The following is a 15,317-nucleotide window of genomic DNA, read 5'->3' as shown; positions in this document are numbered from 1 at the left end:
GGCTGGCGTGATTCGTTGATATGGGGTATTACGGGTGACCGGCATGGAGCCGGCTGAGGTGATTAAATTGCTGGCTGGAATTCTTGCTGCGTTAAAAACTATTGCAGTTGGTGAAAGGCACTACGGACAACACAAAGGTGCCGTGCTGTTCGCCCAAGGCATGGAGTATCACTATCAAAACTACCTGCTTAATTACCAAGGCAGGGGTTACGAATGGCAGCATGAAGTCGTCGCGTATTTGAATCGCGCAGGTCAGATGTACTACTACCTAATATCCGCGCATGTTGGGGCGAAAACAAAGGACATACCGTCTCTGCTGGGGGCTTCGCGATTTCGAATGAAACACACTGCGCACAGGCAGATTGATGCCCCGCGAGCTGGCGATTATCTGGCTGATTTTTCTGCGCCCGGAATAACAACGATAATGCCGATAAGGCGATTCCAAGCGTTCGAGCATCGAGGGCGGGAAAATTATTTCCCAGGACTTACCATCCCATTTGGGTCAGATTCAGCCGAAGGGGCGGGCGACACTCGTTCTTTTTTTCTGCATCACGAACACGCCTTTATAATGGCGGATGTTTTGAGAGTCTTGTCACTGGTAGCTACTAAGCATTCGCAGAAATAGGCAGGAGCGGCTCAGGTACGACGTACTTTGAGGTGGAGCATCGCCTTGATGCTTTGGCAATAATCCTGCAGCCGCTCATAGGCCTTGTATTTGGCCTGACTTCGAGTTGCGGCCCAGACCCGGACGAGATCTTCGCGAGCTTCCCGGTTCCAGTCGAGATCATCCCAGTCATGCTTGAACGGCAGGACCAGCCACTCTTTCAGCGGTAGCGTCTCGGCCATTTCACCGTACTGGATTTCGTGGGTAGGGTGGTAATTGCCGATGCGCTTCTTCGGGTCTTCGTCCAGCACCACGCCGATGTAGTGGCCGCGATCGGCCAGGATTACGCCGGGCTTCCCGTAGGCAATGACGCGGCGGCCGACTTCGGCGGGCACCTGATAGTGCTGCCGGACGTATGCGAAGTTGTTGCTCATGGACTTTCTCCAGTCAGGCGCCGCCCTCCGTGACCGGTGGTGGCAATTTGGTTTGGGTTGGGGTATTACGGGTGACCGGCATGGAGCCGGATCAAGGAGCGTGTGAATGTTAAGGCGGGCAGATATTCAGGTCGGAGCGGTCGCTAACTTAGATGGCGACCAACTCATGAGTGACTCGCAGGTTTCGGGACATACCTGGTCTATCGTTGGCGAGGTTGGTGTGAGGCCTTTTCTGTGTGTAGCCGTGAAAACTACCCATTCGGAATGGTTGGAAATCACGCGCCAATGGAGCAAGTTTCGGCTTTGTCTTGATCCCTGGAAACAGCCCGGCTCGTCGAAGTGGATGAATACCAAACAATATATAATGGACGCAAGGCAGGTGCTTTCTGGCCCGTTCCAGTCCTTTATCAATGCCTCTAGTACAGAACTTGCTTATCATCCGCCAGGAAGGCCGAAGATAGATTTGGTAGGAGTCAGTAAGGTGCAACAGGAAATCGTCAAATACGATCCTAATTGGGTTCCTTAATAGATCTCCTTATCGTCTACTCCGGCGTTCATTTTTAGGGATTCGGCGAAGCCTACTTGCCGTAATTTGCGCGCCACGGTTTCGGATATTTCGTAATCGTGGCGCTTAATTTCGAAGAGTGGCGATGACGTCTCGGCGCCCAGCGAGTGGGCATGTGCGATCAGTCGCCAGATGGTTGAGCGGTCTTTCGTCTCGCCAAGTTCGGCGGTGAGCGCTGCCAGCCGGTCACGCATCCCTTGTCGGAAGTAGTGGCGGATGATGTCGGACGGCCCTTTGATCTTAGGTGGCGCCGGCGGCAGATCCTCGGCCCGGCCATTCAGCACCAGCAACTGGACCGCCTCGCTTACCTCATCGATCTCATGCCAGCGCATCAACTCGTCGAGCATCTGCCGGGTGCCGTACGGGACCGTGTGCCGCAATTCCTGCTCGCCCAGCTCCTGCCGCTTCTCGGCAAGCTTGGCCGTGCGTTCCTTCTGTTCGGCTGCCATGGCCTACCTCTTCTATTCCGCTGGCCGGCAGTGCGAGCCAGGTTTGACGTTTGCGTTGCTGGATGCGGGCTATGCGGCGCATGAAGTGCTGCCACGCTGTGCTTTGGGGTAGTCGATGCCGTGGGCGGCAATGATCCGCTCAAAGGCCTTGCTGCCGATTGCCAGCTTCCCGCAGCACTGGCGCCGGCTAATGCCCAGATCCATGAATGCCCTTATCCGCTCGGCGAACTTCGCATCCCGCTCCGTATCAATCACGTTGTGCACCAAGTTGCGTGCACCACCTCGGGTTGGTGCCTTGAACGTGATGTCGTACCGCGAGGCGTGGTTGTAGATCAGCCGTCGACTAACGCCCAAGGCTGCGGCCACTTCGGTCTGTGTGTGCGTGATGCCGAGCTGGCGTATCTGCTCAACCAGCTTGATGCGGGCCTGGGTGCGGATGTCGTCTTTGTCGAGGGGCAGGGGAGCCACCTCCACCCAGCGCCGAACAAACGGCTTCGGCGCCGGCGGCATCTGGTTGCTGTAGGTGATGGGCTTGGGCTTGTAGTTGTACGGTGGCGCTTCTTCGATCTCGCCGCCGGCCGCTACAAACTCGGCGACCTGGGCCGCCAGTTCATCCGAGGCCGGGCGCATTGCCTCGACCAGGCTGAGGTGGTTGCTGATCATGCTGCCGCCTTGGCCAGCGTCACCCCGGCCATGCTGAAGGTTGATCCTTGTTCCGCGACCATCGCGTCGAGTACTTCCCAGTTGACCAAAAGCAGCGTGACTGGCGCCTGACCATATGCCACCGCTTTGATCAGTGCCTCGAAGTCCGTCACGCTGGCCTGCAACGCTACCTGCTCGACCACGTGGCTCGTTACTGGCTTTGTAGCCTGGGCGACGGTTGCCGCTGTCTGAACTGGCGTGGCGCGGACTGGCTCGGGCGGCGCCACTTTCTCCACGACTGGCTCTGGCTTGATGGCTGCCAGTCGCTGGGCTTCCTGCTCTTCGGCGATGCGCTTCGCGTCGGCCTTTACTTGCTCCGCCTTCTGGTGTTCGGAGATTCGGAATTTGATCAGCGTCACCAGGTCATCGTTGGCTTTGGTGACCAGATGCTGCACGTCGCTGAACAGGAAGGCATGATCAACGGCGAGCTCCGCCAGACTGGTCAGGTTCAAGCGGATGCCGTCGGCTGCCTGGCTTGCATCGATCTTCGCCCGGGCCAGCTCGGTATCTACTGCGTCCTGGAGGCTGGCGATGGTGCGCTTGTTCTTCATGGCGCCGGCGAAGTCCGAAACGACATGAGGCAGCGTGACTTTGCCCAGCGTCTTGTTGATTGCGGCGATGTGATCCGCCAATGCCAGTTCGGCTTTTTGCTTGATGTTGGTCTTCACCAGCAGCTCTTGAGCCTTCACCAGCTTGTCGACTTTTAGGCGAGTCTCGCGAGCATGGGCACTGATGCGATCCAACGACGAAAAGAGCTCGTCGATGCTTTGGGTCTGCGACAGAGCCTGTTTCTTGGCGGCAGCGACAGCCTCTTCGACGTCACCACACCACTTGACGGCCTTCTTGGCGTCGGCGAAGTCCTGGTCGGTGGAGAGTGTGGTTTTCACCGAGTCGATGACAGCCAGGGCCGAGTCTTCAAATACCTTCAGGTTGCTGCCGGTAACCATGCCGGTCAGCTCGATGCGCAGCGCTGGCAGCTCATCAGGTGCCTTGCCGACGACGATTGAGGGAGCTTCGGCCATTTCGAAATTGGCCAGGTCAGCCTCGAACTGTTTCCAGCCCTCGATCAACTGGGCTGCGCGCCCGGCCACCGGCCGGTACTCCATGTGCACGAAGTTCTCCGGCGTGCCGTCCGAGCAAACAAAGATGACCCGCTCAGCGCCGCTCACCAGCAGTTGCTGTTCAAGCTGCCAGTAGTAGTGTGGCGCCAGGTCGCCAGCCTTCACCTGAGCCACGACCGACTCATTCCACAGCTTATGCTCGAACAGGGTCTCGCCGAGCATCGTGGCGCCGTCCATAGAGGCCAGCAGGTTGCCCTCTGTCGCAACGATCGGATACAGCTCTTCGCCAATCAATGCTTCAGTCAGTGGGCGGGCCAGGGCCTCAGTTGCGTGGCCTCTATCGAAGACGAACTGCTGAGAGGGCGTGACATCTGGCGTGATGCCGGTCTTCTTGGTGATCAGCAGGTCGGTGCGGGATTGATACTTCGAGGCCCCCATCATTGCCGGCGCTTCGGAGGCAGTGCGGTACTGGGCGCGGAGGGCAAGCCACTCGGCGGAGCCTTGAGCGACGTTGTGAATTTTCATGCTGCATCTCCATCGAGGGCTTTGAGGTTGGTGATTTTTTCAATCTGCGCCGGGCTCAGCGTGTACTTGCTGCTGATCGTCGCGATGAGGTGTTCAGGGCTGGTGCGGTTCGAGTCGATAAGTGGCTGCCACTTCACAATGTTCTCGGTCAGCAGTTCGTCGGAGTAGGCTGGCAGCGCTTCCGGTTCAGGCTCGGCTTGCTGTCGTGGGCTGACATCGCGCGCCGGCTCCTCGAATGCTTTGCCTTCCATCTCGTCGGCAGTTGGCGCTGATCCGACTTCAGGGAATGCTTTGCGCAGTGCCTGCGCCTCGGCGCACTTGGCCAGCTGGGCAAATGCTCGACGCTTCCACATGGCATTGGGCGCCGCGGTGTCCTTGCTCGACGTCGCGTAGTTCTCAAGCCAGCGCTCGTTGGCGGTGTACTCGGCCACTAGCCCGTTGCTCATCTGCCGCTTGACGGTCACGCGACACCATTCGGGATACGTGACTTCTACGCCGCTCAACTTGGCCGTTACCGGAGGACCATATTCCGGCTCGCTGATCCCGGCGTATTGGCCGGTGCGCGCCGCCTGGATGCGGTATAGGCCGATGCCAGGCATCACCGTGTCCTGCATCTTTTTCGTCTTCGAGTTCCAGATCGGAACGATGTGCACCGGTTTCAACATTGGGTCCAGGTGCGCGGCTTGGCAGTAAGCCAACACCATAACGACTGAGTTTTTTTCAGCGCCGGGGTAGAGGCTGCTGCTCAGCACTTCAACGAGCGCGGCCTCCGACATCGCAGGCGTGGTGTCGTCCTGCTTCATTACTGCGGACATGGGGATTCCTTGCCGCGATGCTCGCAGCGATGAAAGGGGTAGGGGAAATAAGAGTTGATAAACGTTCTTATTCGTATCTAAGATACGTAATAACGTATCAACTCAATGCAAGGAGCCTCACCTATGAAAGTGCTGTCCTCACTCAAAGAAGCTAAAAACCGTCATCGCGACTGCCAGATCGTGAAGCGCCGGGGCCGGATCTACGTGATCTGCAAATCCAATCCGAAATTCAAAGCGCGGCAGGGCAGTGCGAAGAACAAGAACAAAGGCAAAGGATGATCAGCTCTGCCGCTCAACTCGGTAGCGCAGGACCTGGAGCACTCGACCGCCGTAGCCAGGTTCTGCGTACTGCTCAACCGGTGCACCGAAGAATCCACGGCGCTCTGCCAGGCTGTACGCCTCGCGCAGGTTGTGAGCGCTGATATCCTCAAGCTGCTCGTCGATCAGTGATTGGACTGGTGCAGTAGTCATGTCCTTCTCCTTGTATATGCGCCGCTGGTTCTGATGTGCCCGCGAATGGTTTTTTCGACGAGTGACGTGTCTAGATCAATGGTTCTAAGGGCATTAGGGGTTGTCACCTCAGAATTTGGTGTTTACTCTAAAAATGTTCGAATTGTTACGAATAATTTCGGAGGCGCCTGTTTGTGAGGCGCGATACTTCAGGACGAGGAACGAAACATGTTTTCACACGAAGGTCCCGCAATAGAGCTGATGGTGTTGGTTTTTTGTCTGGCTGGGCTGCTTTTGGTTGCTTGGTTAATCCACCATCTGTACGAACGTAAAAACGGGAAAGGCGTTAAAAAACAACAAAATCGTAACGCAGGTCGTTCAACTTAGGATCGTTGCAGTTCTATCCATTTGAGCCAGCCGCTTCCGGCTGGCTTTCAGTAACCAGGCGCTGTAGTGGTGAAACTCTTCCGCTGTGAAGGTGCCGCTGGTGAAGTGACACACTATTAGTTTTTCAACCAGTGCCTCTGCAAAAACTGTGGAGTCGGGATGATCCAAAGCGAGCAGGGCGGTCGAAACTTCGACGTGCGGGCTCATAGCTCGTCATCCACGTCGTCTTCGGCTTCCTCACGCTCTGCTGCTAAGGCATCGGCGGCGTAAGGCCTTAGCAGGTCCATGGCGAACCCTTCGACTGTCTCGACTGGGCGCTCATTGCTAAGCAAGTCCGACGCATGATTGCGTGCCTCGCCCTGGCTGCCCAGGATCGCCGATAGGAAGAGGCGGGCAAACGAGTCTCGCTCATCCAGACCATCAATCTGGCGCTGATTCAGGATGCCTTGGAGGTAGGTGCAGAATCTGTCGAACGTCACCACCTGTGGCTGGCCGTGGCGGCGCTTCCACTTGATATCCATCCCGCGCACCAGTCGTTCCGCTGAGTGGTCCAGCCACTCCTGCTCCTGGCTCACTTCGCTGACCTCTGGAGGCAACTGAGCGTCGTAACGCTCCTGGCATATCTTCAATGCTGCGTTCATGTTCGCCTCCAGGTTGGCGGATATAGATCCAACAAAATTCGGCTGCACTCTTCCGCTCCGCTGACTGCCGTTGGGCGCGGAGGGGAGTGCATGCGAGTGTTGTCTGGGTAATGCAGAGGGGATGCAGCGAGGAGGTGCCAACGGCCGGCGATCGAGCCAGGCCGTCAGCAAAATGGACCTTTACTCTACTGAGCAGATCCAGCGGTGATTTTGCCGATACGGGGCACGGATGAAGTGGACATCAGAAACTAGTTTCAGACCGCGCTCCCGGAGTGCCTCTGTCAGTTGTACGAGTGTCTCTGCTTGGATAGTCATTGCTGTTACCTCGTCAGATTTACTACGTTCATAATTCTTGACCGGAGGGACAACGGGCTAATTCAAATTTTCTACAGCGCTGATTGATGCATCCGCATCGGGGTGTGAACTGCATGACGTTTGTCTGCCTTTGCTCTCGCGCTGGCTGGCGGTACTTAGTTCACACTCCGATGCAGCCTGGCTTTCTCAGGTACGGACCTCCAGCCAGGTGACCGGGCAGTTAACGACAGGCTGTCGTGGCGCTGGTTGTCAGGCTGCGGCCGGGATCACCACAAATACGGTGTTGACCATCGTTCCGGCTTGCTTGAATGAGGCTTCTGGAAGGGTTTCGATACTCCCGCCGCGCTGCTCTACGATCTCGCGAAAGTCCCGGGTCAGAGCGTCATCGCGGAAGGTCACACCGGAAGGCATGATCGCCACCAGTCGGCCGCCGGGCTTCAGGAACTTCAATGCGTGAACAACGTGGTGAATATCACTGCGCTTTTTGTCGAAGGGCGGGTTCATCAGCACTCGGTCATAGATGGGTTTAGGCTCGACCTGCAAGAAGTCGCCAGGTTCGGAAACACCCGACAGCGGCAGCTTCAGTTCGATCAGCGCTCTGTGGTTGCCCGGCAGTAATTCGTGCATGTCGACCATTACGCCTACCGCTGCAGAGTTGGCGGCCACCGCCAGTGCGCCACGCCCGGCGCTCGGCTCCAGCACCAACATCCCGTCGCTGATCATTGCGAGGTCCGCCGCCTATTTTGCAACGTGCGGCGGCGTCGGGAAAAAGCCGAAGTCCTGAGGAACAGTAACCTCGCCGGTCATCAGGATGTTTTCGATTGCGTCAGCGGCGTCACCGGCAAACAAGTGCGCTTTTGCCTTGGTGTTCCACTTGCCACCCGCAGCCTTAAGTGTTTTGTCGAGGCGCTGGTACAGACTCTTATCGAGCTGGCCGCCGGTTATGAACAGCTTGTTTTCTTCGGTGTGCGAAGCGCTGAGCAGCGCCATCACTTCGTTATCGACTTTCATGTGTGACTCCCGGTTGTTTTCCCAATGCACCCGGGTAACCAGGTGCATCAGTGAAAACTTCCGCCGGGACCCGCTACTGGCGTCGGTCACCGGCTTGAATCAAATGTTCTTCCAGCCGCGGGCCTTTCGGCTTGTTCTCCCGCTGGATAACTGTTCTTGGCGCTTTACGCTGCACGCCCGGGTCAGTTGCCAACCCTCTGAACCGTTTAGGCCGGTTCATCGCTGCCTTTGAATCTGGGCCGGTGGTGATCCGGCAAGGGGTATCGCTAAAGAGCGGCGCTGCTTTCGCTGCTGGCTATTCGCTGTGGCGTCTCGATGGATACAAATATAGGCAATCCCATATTTATCGTCAATGGGTATTCCCATATATTTTATGGGCGGCGATAAAAAGCCCGCTCACTGGCGGGCTCATTTAGGAGTCGCAGTACTCACGCCAGCCGATCCTGACGGTGCCGTCATCCAAATGCTCGATCCTTATCCCGGCGGTGTCGCCGATGTCTTGGATGACCTGGCGCCAGGCTTCAGGACTTTCGTCGTCGCGTCTGGAAACCTCGACCAACTGAATTCTCTGGACCCGGGGAGATGCGATCAAGCGTTGCAGGCGATGGCCCACAAGCTCGTAGGAATTTCTCGGTTTCGATGTGGGGTAGGGTGCCTGGATCATGCGTCGCTCCTTGCGAATGCTGTATGCATACACAGTATTGGCGCTGACATATCTTGGCAAGAGGGCGACGGGAAGTTTCATGCATAAATGCATAACTTGCACGAAATTTCATTTTTGGGGTGGTAAAAGCATTCGACAAGATAGGGGGGGCGACGGTCTTTCGTCAAAAAAGCGCTTCAGGTTGACAAATTTTCTAAGCAGTTTCACAGTGTGATGACAGTGTAATCACACTGTTGCGCTCTAAAGTTCTTCTTTGGGGCGTTCTAATCGGCGTGAAGCGCTTTGGAGATCTCGATGATCACGACGTACAAAGAAAAATACGGCAATGGGGAACTACGTCTTGGGTGGGCGTCTTGGGATGATGGGTCGATGACTCGCCGATCTGTCAAATATGCCTATACCGATTCTCTTGGAAAAGTTTCTAGAGGGTCGCCTGAGATCCCGATGGAGTTTTTGGTGGATATTCTCGAATTTGCATTGACGCAGAATGAGGTTTCTTTCGGTCGGGGAAACAAGAGCCCTGCGGTACTGCAGACCTGTTCGGGGGAAGAGTTGCTGGAGGAGTTTAAGGGCCTGAAGGCTGCATTAATGCAGCTTCAAAAGCTGATGATGGATATGCCTTGGGTCAGTTTTCAAGCGCCATACGACCAGATTGGTGGGCGTTACGAGCTTGTCAAAAATGAAATTCACAAACGTCGCGGCTAAGCGCCCATGAAAAGCCCGGCGCTATGCCGGGCTAGGAGTATTTAGAGGTCCTGCTGAATCATATCTTCGACCGTGACAACCTTTTGGGCGAACATTAATCTCGGTTTTCCCGAGGCATCAGACTCATAATCGCCTTCAATGCAGACAAGTTTTCCCAGAATGGACTTTCCAGACTCGCCGTTTGCTCCTGGGAAGACGCAACGCAGAGCGCCGATAGAGTCAATGTTTCGTAGAAGAATCCTTGAAGAGTCCAGGTCAATTGCTCTGACTTCCCCAACAAATCTTCCAAATTTTTTGGCTTTGGTCATTGGCTTAGAGAGAGCTTCTCGCAGCACAACCCGGTCTTTATTCGTCAGGGCATTTTTGTTTGCGTCTGGGGACGAAATATCGATGGTATGAATTCCAGCCCGACCGGTTGGAGATAGCTTAAACAGCGCCTCAAGACTGGCGTCCCGCAAAGCCGGATCCGGCATCAGCTCGGATATTCCAATGCTTACTCGTTCATCACCTATAAATTCTGGAATCGTAGGTAACTGGCGAATCGCATGACGGAGAATTTCGTAAATAGGTTCTGGCTCATCGCTCCCCATAATCGAATCTATCGTCGATAGCGAGAAACCAGCGTAGATACTGCCGGGAGCGAACCCTGAAAACCGCAAATCAAGGCGCTTGGCGAAAAGTTTCGAATTTATGTCCGATAGGTCAAAAATCGATTTGGCAAGAGTTCGAATCTGCTTTTCCGCGGCTCCGCACAGCCAATTGAAGGCATGTAGTCCGGGGGCGTCGGACGAGGCCGAAGGCCCTTCCGCATGAAGCACCAGATCTGAGTTGTCGAGTATTTTAGCCAACGGCATCTCTTCGGTGTACACGCTTTCGAGCATTTTTCGCAGCTGTGCAATAGCCCCTGAAATGTCGACCTTGGTCTGTTCCTGAGCTACTTGCCAGGCCAACATTTGGTCTAGAAGGACGCCAGCTCGGCCATGCACTTGCTCTACCCAAGTTCCCATTCGACGACCTCCACAACACCGCGTCCTGCGCGCTCATCAAGCCCCTTCGCTGAGGCAGTTTTTGGACCTACATACTGAAAAAAGCGAACAAAATCATTTTGTCCGGGCATTTGAATGGAAGGGAAAAAATCCACACGATGCTTTCTTTTGAATTGATCGCGGAGAGCAAACAATTCCATGACTGCTGCGAATCGATCAGGAGGTACCACCGGCAAGTATACCGTTGCCTCAATGTCTTCCGGCTGTTGCTTGTCGGAAAAGAAACTTCCGCCCAAGAAAAGCCTCAATCCCTGACCTCTCGATTTCAAGGGGCCATCAATGAACCCGCGAACGCTAGAATAAAGCGATGCTCTGTGAGTCGAATGGAGGAACATTTGCTCAATTTCAGCGAATCTGCATATGTGCTCACCTATCGGTAGCAGTCCGCGATGATCCAATGTTGGTAGTGCCAAGCTTGCCTCCTTGCGTCTCGAGTACTCAACATATGCTGCATTTCCCAGGCAGCAATACGACAAGCTTATTATTTCGCTCTTCAGTAAAACTTCTGCAGCGCCTGCACCACCACGCCCACGATCCGGCAGTTCTCGTCCACCGCCTCGATCGGATAGCTCGGGTTCAGCGGCTTCAGGAACAGCCGTCCGCCGTCGCTGACCAGCTTCTTGAATGTGGCTTCATTGCTGTCCGGGAGCTTGGCCACGACCAGCTTACCTGGTGCTACCTCAGCTTCTGTGTCCACCAGGATCAGCGTGCCCTCGGTGATGCTCTGTCCGGCAGGCGCTGTCATCGAGTCACCTTTGACAGTTAGCCAGAAGGCAGGGCCTTTGGAGTCGTACTCCGAAAACTCGTAGGTGTCCGAGATTCCAGTCGGGTAGGGCTCCACGGCTTCCGACCAGGCTCCGGCGGCGACCCAGCTGACTACCGGATAGCGGAATGATTTGGTGGGTTGGGCGGCGGGGGAGATGTTCGACTCACCTGAACCGGAGTTCGCCCCAGGCGTTAGCATTGGCCCGATCTCATCGGATAGCCATTTGGCGCTTACGCCACAGGCGTCGGCGATCTTCACAACGTGAGCGGTGGCTTTTGATTTTCCACGCTCAAGGTCAGAAATTGACGTCTGCGTGATACCTGCTTTTACGGCCAACTCGCCCTGGTTGAGCCTGGCGTGACGGCGCGCTGTCTTTAAACGGTCTTTGAATTCCATCCCGCGAGTATTACGGGTGCTCCCATATCCTTGCAAATCGGTATTCCCATAACCTACTATATGGGTATTCCCGTATGGAGGGGCAGCATGAACAGTATTTATAAGGACCTCGTTGCCTTCTTCGGCACTCAGGAGGTCACGGCTGAAAAGCTCAAGGTTGATCAAAGCACCGTTTCCGGTTGGGTTCGCGAGAAGCACGGCATGTCTTCAGTGGTTGCCAAGCGAGCGGAGGCGTTGACCGGAGGTGCTTTCAAAAAAGAATCCCTTTGTCCGTCGTTTCCATGGGCTGAGATGGCCGCCTAAGCGACATCCCTGTCCGCCGTTCCATTGAAGCCAGATTAGAAGAGAGCAATCCCCATGCAAACGTCCAGTTCCAGACACACCGTACAAACCCGTGATCAGGTGCTGGTCGCCCACGCTGCAAACCAGATCGCGCGTACCAGCCTCAGCCAAGACGACTTTGCCCAGGCGCTGAGCCGCGAACTGCATCTGTCCTGCCCAGAGAAGGCCATCGCCAAAGAGGTGCCGGACTTTGCCGCGCTGACCTTGCAGAACGACGTGTCCGACTTTGTGAAGGCGACCGGCCGCTGGCTCAAGCGTGTTCAGCGCTGGCTGTCCGGTGATCAGGAAATGCCGTCCTGGCTGGAAGAGTCGTGGGTCAACGCCCTTGAGCCTGAATTCCGCGACCACTGCGTGAACGAACTGGCGAGCCGCCACGGGCTGACCGGCGCCCGCCAGATGACCAGCGACCAATGCGCCAACAAAAGCTTCGGCGCACTGATCCGTGCCCTGGGCGATGTGATCGACACCGGCAGCGAAGTGTTCGACGACCAGGTGATGTGCGAACTGGATCTGCCGCACTTGCCAGCATTCGCCAAGCAGTGTCGTCAGGTTGAAGCGAAGGCGGGGGAGTTGGGGCGTCGTGCGGAGCAGTTGCTCGCCGGGGCGCGGCCATTGAAATCCATCGCCTGAATTCCAGGCACAAAAAAGCCGACGTACGAGGTCGGCTTCTTCAACAGCTTTATGCGAGAGAAATCATGCCAAACATTGTTCCGATACACAACCCTCGGGGGTTCACCCGAATGGACAACCAGATGATGGATGGCTTGATGGCCATCGATTTGTCGGCGCGCGAGATGAAGATAGTTCTGTACGTGGCAAAGGCCACCTTGAACTACAGCACGGGCGCCCATCGCATCCCGGCGGTCGATATCGCCAAGGCAACCCACATCCATCCTGACACCGTGTCGAAGGCTATATCCGGCCTGTTGCGCCGCCGTGTGCTGTACCGAGAGGGTGGTGCACGCGGTGACATCGGCGTTTGCGACCCAAAAGAGTGGATCTTCGTAGTAGAGCCGAAACAGACCATATCGTCTGATTCGGCCCAAGTGGTCCGAATCGGCTCAGTCGCGAAACAGACCAAAACCGACGACTCCCTTCTTTATACAAAGAAAGAACCCCTATTAACTCTTTCTTCGAAAGAGATTAATCCGCCCCAAGAGCCAACCGAACCGTCGAAGCCTGATCGCAAGGCTCCGTTCGGCATGGCCCAGTTGCTGGCCGACAACCCGCACAACGTCCCTGAGCAGCTGCTCGCCGACTGGCTGACTCAGCGCAAAGCCAAGCGTGCAGCAGTGACAGCCACTGTCTGGTCGACCGTGAACACCGAGCTGGCCAAGTGCGCCGAGGCCGGGATCACCGCAGACGACGCAATCACCGAAGCGCTGAATTCCGGCTGGCAGGGTTTCAAGGCTTCCTGGGTGATCAAGCGTCTGGCTGAATCCGCACCGGTGCCAGCGCCCCAATCGCGCCACACCGGTTTTGCTGAACGCAACTACACCGATGGCCTGATTCAGCGTGAGGACGGTTCTTATGCGATCTGAGCCCGCCCAGCGAACCCCTGAACTTCCACCGGGCACCCGCATCCAGCCCGCCGAGTGCGAGACCCACGGGCACTACGACCAGAAGATTTTTCCGGTGCTGGGCAAGGAGCTGAAAAGCGGTTGCCCTGAGTGCGGCCGGATCATTCGCGAGAAGGCTGAAGCTGCGGAGTTGGCCAACAAGGCGATGGAGTTGCGCATGTCCATGGAGCGCAAGCTCGGTGCCGCGCTGATCCCCAAGCGCTTCGCCAGCAAGACCCTGGACGGCTACGTCGCCACCACCACGGAGCAACGCAAGGCGCTGAACACCTGCCGCCGGTATGCCGCGGAGTTCGCGCAGATTGCCGAGACTGGCCGCTGCCTGTTGCTGCTGGGAAAACCCGGTACCGGCAAGACGCACCTGTCCGTGGCGATCGCCAACGAGATCATGGCCAAGTCCAGTGCAACGGCGGTGTACCGCACCATCGGCGCCGTGCTGCAGGCCATCCGTGCGACCTACGACCACTCCAGCGACCAGAGCGAAAGCCAGATCCTGGCCAGCCTGATCAGCCCCTCGCTGCTCATCTTGGACGAGATCGGCGTCAGCAAGGAGAAGCCCAGCGACTTCGAGCTGACCACGCTGTTCGCAATCATCAACGGCCGCTACGAAGAACTTCGCCCGACGGTCATCGTTTCCAACCTGGACGGCCAGTCGCTGCCGGCCGCCATCGGCGAGCGCTGCATTGATCGCCTTCGAGAGGGCGGGGTGATCGTCATTCCGTTTGAGTGGGAATCGCAGCGCGGAAAGGAGGGTTTCTGATGTCCGACAAAATCAGCGTCAACTGCCAGGCCAAGCTCTCCGAGGTCATCACCAAAATCAGCGCCATGTACAAAGACAAGAAGTTTGTCGTGGTGACACTGCGCCCGGGCAAGGACCGCACGCTTGACCAGAACCGGTTGTGGTTTGGGATGTACAAGCGCATCGCTGAAATGACCCAGATCGGCGATGCGGCCGATGCTCGCCGGTACTGCAAGCTGCACTTCGGCGTGCAGATCCTGCTGAACGAGGACGCTGGCTTTCAGGCCGAGTGGTACCGCGTCATGCGTCATCTACCCTACGAAACGAAGCTGGCAATGATGGGGGAGTGCCACTTGTTCGGGCCGGATGGCTTCCCTGTGACCAGCTTGTTCAATCGCGCCCAAGGCATCAATTACACCGACCGCATCGCCGCCTATTTCACGGGCCAAGGTGTGGTTTTCACTGATCTGCTCAGCAAGGAGGCTGCATGATCGCCAAGCAACCCAAACCGAAGAAGTGCAAGAACCCGGCGTGCGGCATCAGCTTTCCGCCGCAGCGCCTGGGCCAGGCCGTATGCAGTCCGAAGTGCGGCCTGGCCATCAAGGACGTGAATCAGGCGAAGGCGCGCAAGTCGCTTGCCCAGGTTGAGCGCCGCGAGATCAAGGTCCGCAAGGAGAAGCTGAAGAGCAGGGCGGATCATGCCAAAGAGGCCCAGGTGGTCATCAACCGGTATGTCCGCTTACGTGACGCTCATCTGGGCTGCATCAGCTGTGACAAGCCGGCGAGCTGGGGTGGTCAATGGCACTGCTCGCACTTCCGCAGCGTCGGAGCCGCCGCACATCTGCGCTTCAACCTCTGGAACATGAACAAGTCCTGCTCCCAGTGCAACGCACACTTGAGTGGAAACATCATGGTTTACCGGCCCCGACTGGTCGCAAAGATCGGCCAGGAAAAGGTTAGTTTGCTGGAGTGCAACCAAGATCTGGTCCGTCATGACATCCCCTACCTAAAGCGCCTTAAGGCTGTTTTCGCGAAGAAGGTTAGACGGGTAGAGCAGAGATATGAGAGGGGGCAGTCATGTGTAGCAATGTGATTCTTGTTCGAAAAACGCTTGTCGAAATTT

Annotated in this window: 24 protein-coding genes; 10 read left to right on the top strand and 14 right to left on the bottom strand. The window is 56.6% G+C overall.

What is annotated here, in order from left to right; all coding sequences use genetic code 11:
* Nucleotides 1–58 precede the first annotated feature (58 nt).
* Nucleotides 59–625 (top strand): hypothetical protein, encoded by a 567-nt coding sequence (locus PSH96_RS16980; RefSeq protein WP_305454004.1) that lies wholly within the window; start codon nt 59–61, stop codon nt 623–625.
* A gap of 11 nt (nt 626–636) precedes the next feature.
* Here the strand turns inward: PSH96_RS16980 and PSH96_RS16975 are convergent, their stop codons facing one another.
* Entirely contained in the window at nt 637–1,038 is a 402-nt protein-coding gene (locus PSH96_RS16975) for a hypothetical protein (RefSeq protein WP_305454003.1), read from the bottom strand.
* A 166-nt stretch (nt 1,039–1,204) separates the two neighbouring features.
* Between PSH96_RS16975 and PSH96_RS16970 the strand changes: the two genes are divergently transcribed.
* On the top strand, nt 1,205–1,564 hold the full coding sequence (locus PSH96_RS16970) for a hypothetical protein (protein ID WP_305454002.1): 360 nt from the start codon (nt 1,205–1,207) through the stop codon (nt 1,562–1,564).
* Here PSH96_RS16970 and PSH96_RS16965 read toward each other — a convergent pair.
* The 4 genes from PSH96_RS16965 to bet all read right to left on the bottom strand — a co-directional run bounded on the left by PSH96_RS16965 (nt 1,561) and on the right by bet (nt 5,143).
* The gene (locus PSH96_RS16965; protein ID WP_305454001.1) at nt 1,561–2,052 is read right to left on the bottom strand and encodes a hypothetical protein; all 492 of its coding nucleotides are present in this window, start codon (nt 2,050–2,052) and stop codon (nt 1,561–1,563) included. The genes PSH96_RS16970 and PSH96_RS16965 overlap by 4 nt on opposite strands.
* Before the next feature lie 69 nt (nt 2,053–2,121).
* Complete coding sequence (locus PSH96_RS16960; protein ID WP_305454000.1) at nt 2,122–2,715, bottom strand: hypothetical protein; 594 nt, start codon at nt 2,713–2,715, stop codon at nt 2,122–2,124.
* Nucleotides 2,712–4,340 (bottom strand): YqaJ viral recombinase family protein, encoded by a 1,629-nt coding sequence (locus tag PSH96_RS16955; protein ID WP_305453999.1) that lies wholly within the window; start codon nt 4,338–4,340, stop codon nt 2,712–2,714. The genes PSH96_RS16960 and PSH96_RS16955 overlap by 4 nt, the downstream gene beginning before the upstream one ends.
* Nucleotides 4,337–5,143: a phage recombination protein Bet gene (bet, locus tag PSH96_RS16950; protein WP_305460092.1), complete on the bottom strand. Its 807-nt coding sequence runs from the start codon at nt 5,141–5,143 to the stop codon at nt 4,337–4,339. The genes PSH96_RS16955 and bet overlap by 4 nt, the downstream gene beginning before the upstream one ends.
* A 135-nt stretch (nt 5,144–5,278) precedes the next feature.
* Between bet and ykgO the strand changes: the two genes are divergently transcribed.
* Entirely contained in the window at nt 5,279–5,434 is a 156-nt protein-coding gene (gene ykgO / locus PSH96_RS16945; RefSeq protein WP_017255737.1) for a type B 50S ribosomal protein L36, read from the top strand.
* Here the strand turns inward: ykgO and PSH96_RS16940 are convergent, their stop codons facing one another.
* The 6 genes from PSH96_RS16940 to PSH96_RS16915 all read right to left on the bottom strand — a co-directional run bounded on the left by PSH96_RS16940 (nt 5,435) and on the right by PSH96_RS16915 (nt 8,623).
* Nucleotides 5,435–5,626: a hypothetical protein gene (locus PSH96_RS16940; RefSeq protein ID WP_305453998.1), complete on the bottom strand. Its 192-nt coding sequence runs from the start codon at nt 5,624–5,626 to the stop codon at nt 5,435–5,437.
* 357 nt (nt 5,627–5,983) lie between these two features.
* Nucleotides 5,984–6,199: a hypothetical protein gene (locus tag PSH96_RS16935; protein ID WP_305453997.1), complete on the bottom strand. Its 216-nt coding sequence runs from the start codon at nt 6,197–6,199 to the stop codon at nt 5,984–5,986.
* A complete protein-coding gene (locus PSH96_RS16930) occupies nt 6,196–6,633 on the bottom strand; it encodes a hypothetical protein (RefSeq protein ID WP_305453996.1) in 438 nt (145 codons plus the stop codon). Before PSH96_RS16930 ends, PSH96_RS16935 begins: the two co-directional genes overlap by 4 nt.
* A gap of 564 nt (nt 6,634–7,197) precedes the next feature.
* Entirely contained in the window at nt 7,198–7,671 is a 474-nt protein-coding gene (locus PSH96_RS16925) for a methyltransferase (RefSeq protein WP_305453995.1), read from the bottom strand.
* Nucleotides 7,672–7,686: 15 nt separating this feature from the next.
* Nucleotides 7,687–7,959 carry a hypothetical protein gene (locus tag PSH96_RS16920; RefSeq protein WP_305453994.1) on the bottom strand — a complete coding sequence of 91 codons (273 nt, stop codon included), beginning with the start codon at nt 7,957–7,959 and terminating at the stop codon, nt 7,687–7,689.
* A 412-nt stretch (nt 7,960–8,371) separates the two neighbouring features.
* Nucleotides 8,372–8,623 (bottom strand): DUF1654 domain-containing protein, encoded by a 252-nt coding sequence (locus PSH96_RS16915; RefSeq protein ID WP_236375422.1) that lies wholly within the window; start codon nt 8,621–8,623, stop codon nt 8,372–8,374.
* Nucleotides 8,624–8,917: 294 nt separating this feature from the next.
* Between PSH96_RS16915 and PSH96_RS16910 the strand changes: the two genes are divergently transcribed.
* Nucleotides 8,918–9,328, top strand: a complete 411-nt coding sequence (locus PSH96_RS16910) for a hypothetical protein (protein ID WP_236375420.1) — start codon at nt 8,918–8,920, stop codon at nt 9,326–9,328.
* A 41-nt stretch (nt 9,329–9,369) separates the two neighbouring features.
* On the opposite strand, the gene PSH96_RS16905 is transcribed toward PSH96_RS16910, so the two are convergent.
* The 3 genes from PSH96_RS16905 to PSH96_RS16895 all read right to left on the bottom strand — a co-directional run bounded on the left by PSH96_RS16905 (nt 9,370) and on the right by PSH96_RS16895 (nt 11,536).
* Nucleotides 9,370–10,335: a hypothetical protein gene (locus PSH96_RS16905; protein WP_236375417.1), complete on the bottom strand. Its 966-nt coding sequence runs from the start codon at nt 10,333–10,335 to the stop codon at nt 9,370–9,372.
* Nucleotides 10,320–10,787 carry a hypothetical protein gene (locus tag PSH96_RS16900; protein WP_236375414.1) on the bottom strand — a complete coding sequence of 156 codons (468 nt, stop codon included), beginning with the start codon at nt 10,785–10,787 and terminating at the stop codon, nt 10,320–10,322. Before PSH96_RS16900 ends, PSH96_RS16905 begins: the two co-directional genes overlap by 16 nt.
* A gap of 80 nt (nt 10,788–10,867) precedes the next feature.
* Nucleotides 10,868–11,536 (bottom strand): LexA family transcriptional regulator, encoded by a 669-nt coding sequence (locus tag PSH96_RS16895; protein WP_305453992.1) that lies wholly within the window; start codon nt 11,534–11,536, stop codon nt 10,868–10,870.
* Nucleotides 11,537–11,623: 87 nt separating this feature from the next.
* Here PSH96_RS16895 and PSH96_RS16890 point away from each other — a divergent pair, with 87 nt between their 5' ends.
* The 6 genes from PSH96_RS16890 (at nt 11,624) to PSH96_RS16865 (ending at nt 15,287) form a co-directional block, all read left to right on the top strand.
* Nucleotides 11,624–11,839, top strand: coding sequence for a YdaS family helix-turn-helix protein (locus PSH96_RS16890; RefSeq protein ID WP_305453991.1), 216 nt, complete (start codon nt 11,624–11,626; stop codon nt 11,837–11,839).
* A 54-nt stretch (nt 11,840–11,893) separates the two neighbouring features.
* Nucleotides 11,894–12,508, top strand: a complete 615-nt coding sequence (locus tag PSH96_RS16885) for a hypothetical protein (RefSeq protein ID WP_305453990.1) — start codon at nt 11,894–11,896, stop codon at nt 12,506–12,508.
* A 110-nt stretch (nt 12,509–12,618) separates the two neighbouring features.
* On the top strand, nt 12,619–13,419 hold the full coding sequence (locus tag PSH96_RS16880) for a replication protein (RefSeq protein WP_305453989.1): 801 nt from the start codon (nt 12,619–12,621) through the stop codon (nt 13,417–13,419).
* Complete coding sequence (locus tag PSH96_RS16875; RefSeq protein WP_305453988.1) at nt 13,409–14,215, top strand: ATP-binding protein; 807 nt, start codon at nt 13,409–13,411, stop codon at nt 14,213–14,215. The genes PSH96_RS16880 and PSH96_RS16875 overlap by 11 nt, the downstream gene beginning before the upstream one ends.
* Nucleotides 14,215–14,685, top strand: coding sequence for a hypothetical protein (locus PSH96_RS16870; RefSeq protein ID WP_056861768.1), 471 nt, complete (start codon nt 14,215–14,217; stop codon nt 14,683–14,685). Before PSH96_RS16875 ends, PSH96_RS16870 begins: the two co-directional genes overlap by 1 nt.
* Nucleotides 14,682–15,287, top strand: coding sequence for a recombination protein NinG (locus PSH96_RS16865; RefSeq protein ID WP_305453987.1), 606 nt, complete (start codon nt 14,682–14,684; stop codon nt 15,285–15,287). Before PSH96_RS16870 ends, PSH96_RS16865 begins: the two co-directional genes overlap by 4 nt.
* Nucleotides 15,288–15,317: the final 30 nt, after the last annotated feature.

Origin of the sequence: Pseudomonas sp. FP2338 (genome assembly GCF_030687515.1) — a bacterium.
Classification (GTDB): domain Bacteria; phylum Pseudomonadota; class Gammaproteobacteria; order Pseudomonadales; family Pseudomonadaceae; genus Aquipseudomonas; species Aquipseudomonas salomonii.
Note: the sequence above shows the minus strand (reverse complement) of the source record. Positions and strands in the feature narration are given on the sequence as shown.

Bases quoted from the DNA above. Each gene is read 5' to 3' on its own strand.
- PSH96_RS16975 (WP_305454003.1), bottom strand. From the start codon at position 1,038: ATGAGCAACAACTTCGCATACGTCCGGCAGCACTATCAGGTGCCCGCC.
- PSH96_RS16870 (WP_056861768.1), top strand. From the start codon at position 14,215: ATGTCCGACAAAATCAGCGTCAACTGCCAGGCCAAGCTCTCCGAGGTC.
- PSH96_RS16970 (WP_305454002.1), top strand. From the start codon at position 1,205: ATGAGTGACTCGCAGGTTTCGGGACATACCTGGTCTATCGTTGGCGAG.
- bet (WP_305460092.1), bottom strand. From the start codon at position 5,143: ATGAAGCAGGACGACACCACGCCTGCGATGTCGGAGGCCGCGCTCGTT.
- PSH96_RS16920 (WP_305453994.1), bottom strand. From the start codon at position 7,959: ATGAAAGTCGATAACGAAGTGATGGCGCTGCTCAGCGCTTCGCACACC.
- ykgO (WP_017255737.1), top strand. From the start codon at position 5,279: ATGAAAGTGCTGTCCTCACTCAAAGAAGCTAAAAACCGTCATCGCGAC.
- PSH96_RS16960 (WP_305454000.1), bottom strand. From the start codon at position 2,715: ATGATCAGCAACCACCTCAGCCTGGTCGAGGCAATGCGCCCGGCCTCG.
- PSH96_RS16965 (WP_305454001.1), bottom strand. From the start codon at position 2,052: ATGGCAGCCGAACAGAAGGAACGCACGGCCAAGCTTGCCGAGAAGCGG.
- PSH96_RS16895 (WP_305453992.1), bottom strand. From the start codon at position 11,536: ATGGAATTCAAAGACCGTTTAAAGACAGCGCGCCGTCACGCCAGGCTC.
- PSH96_RS16875 (WP_305453988.1), top strand. From the start codon at position 13,409: ATGCGATCTGAGCCCGCCCAGCGAACCCCTGAACTTCCACCGGGCACC.
- PSH96_RS16910 (WP_236375420.1), top strand. From the start codon at position 8,918: ATGATCACGACGTACAAAGAAAAATACGGCAATGGGGAACTACGTCTT.
- PSH96_RS16905 (WP_236375417.1), bottom strand. From the start codon at position 10,335: ATGGGAACTTGGGTAGAGCAAGTGCATGGCCGAGCTGGCGTCCTTCTA.
- PSH96_RS16930 (WP_305453996.1), bottom strand. From the start codon at position 6,633: ATGAACGCAGCATTGAAGATATGCCAGGAGCGTTACGACGCTCAGTTG.
- PSH96_RS16940 (WP_305453998.1), bottom strand. From the start codon at position 5,626: ATGACTACTGCACCAGTCCAATCACTGATCGACGAGCAGCTTGAGGAT.
- PSH96_RS16880 (WP_305453989.1), top strand. From the start codon at position 12,619: ATGGACAACCAGATGATGGATGGCTTGATGGCCATCGATTTGTCGGCG.
- PSH96_RS16925 (WP_305453995.1), bottom strand. From the start codon at position 7,671: ATGATCAGCGACGGGATGTTGGTGCTGGAGCCGAGCGCCGGGCGTGGC.
- PSH96_RS16885 (WP_305453990.1), top strand. From the start codon at position 11,894: ATGCAAACGTCCAGTTCCAGACACACCGTACAAACCCGTGATCAGGTG.
- PSH96_RS16915 (WP_236375422.1), bottom strand. From the start codon at position 8,623: ATGATCCAGGCACCCTACCCCACATCGAAACCGAGAAATTCCTACGAG.
- PSH96_RS16935 (WP_305453997.1), bottom strand. From the start codon at position 6,199: ATGAGCCCGCACGTCGAAGTTTCGACCGCCCTGCTCGCTTTGGATCAT.
- PSH96_RS16890 (WP_305453991.1), top strand. From the start codon at position 11,624: ATGAACAGTATTTATAAGGACCTCGTTGCCTTCTTCGGCACTCAGGAG.
- PSH96_RS16865 (WP_305453987.1), top strand. From the start codon at position 14,682: ATGATCGCCAAGCAACCCAAACCGAAGAAGTGCAAGAACCCGGCGTGC.
- PSH96_RS16955 (WP_305453999.1), bottom strand. From the start codon at position 4,340: ATGAAAATTCACAACGTCGCTCAAGGCTCCGCCGAGTGGCTTGCCCTC.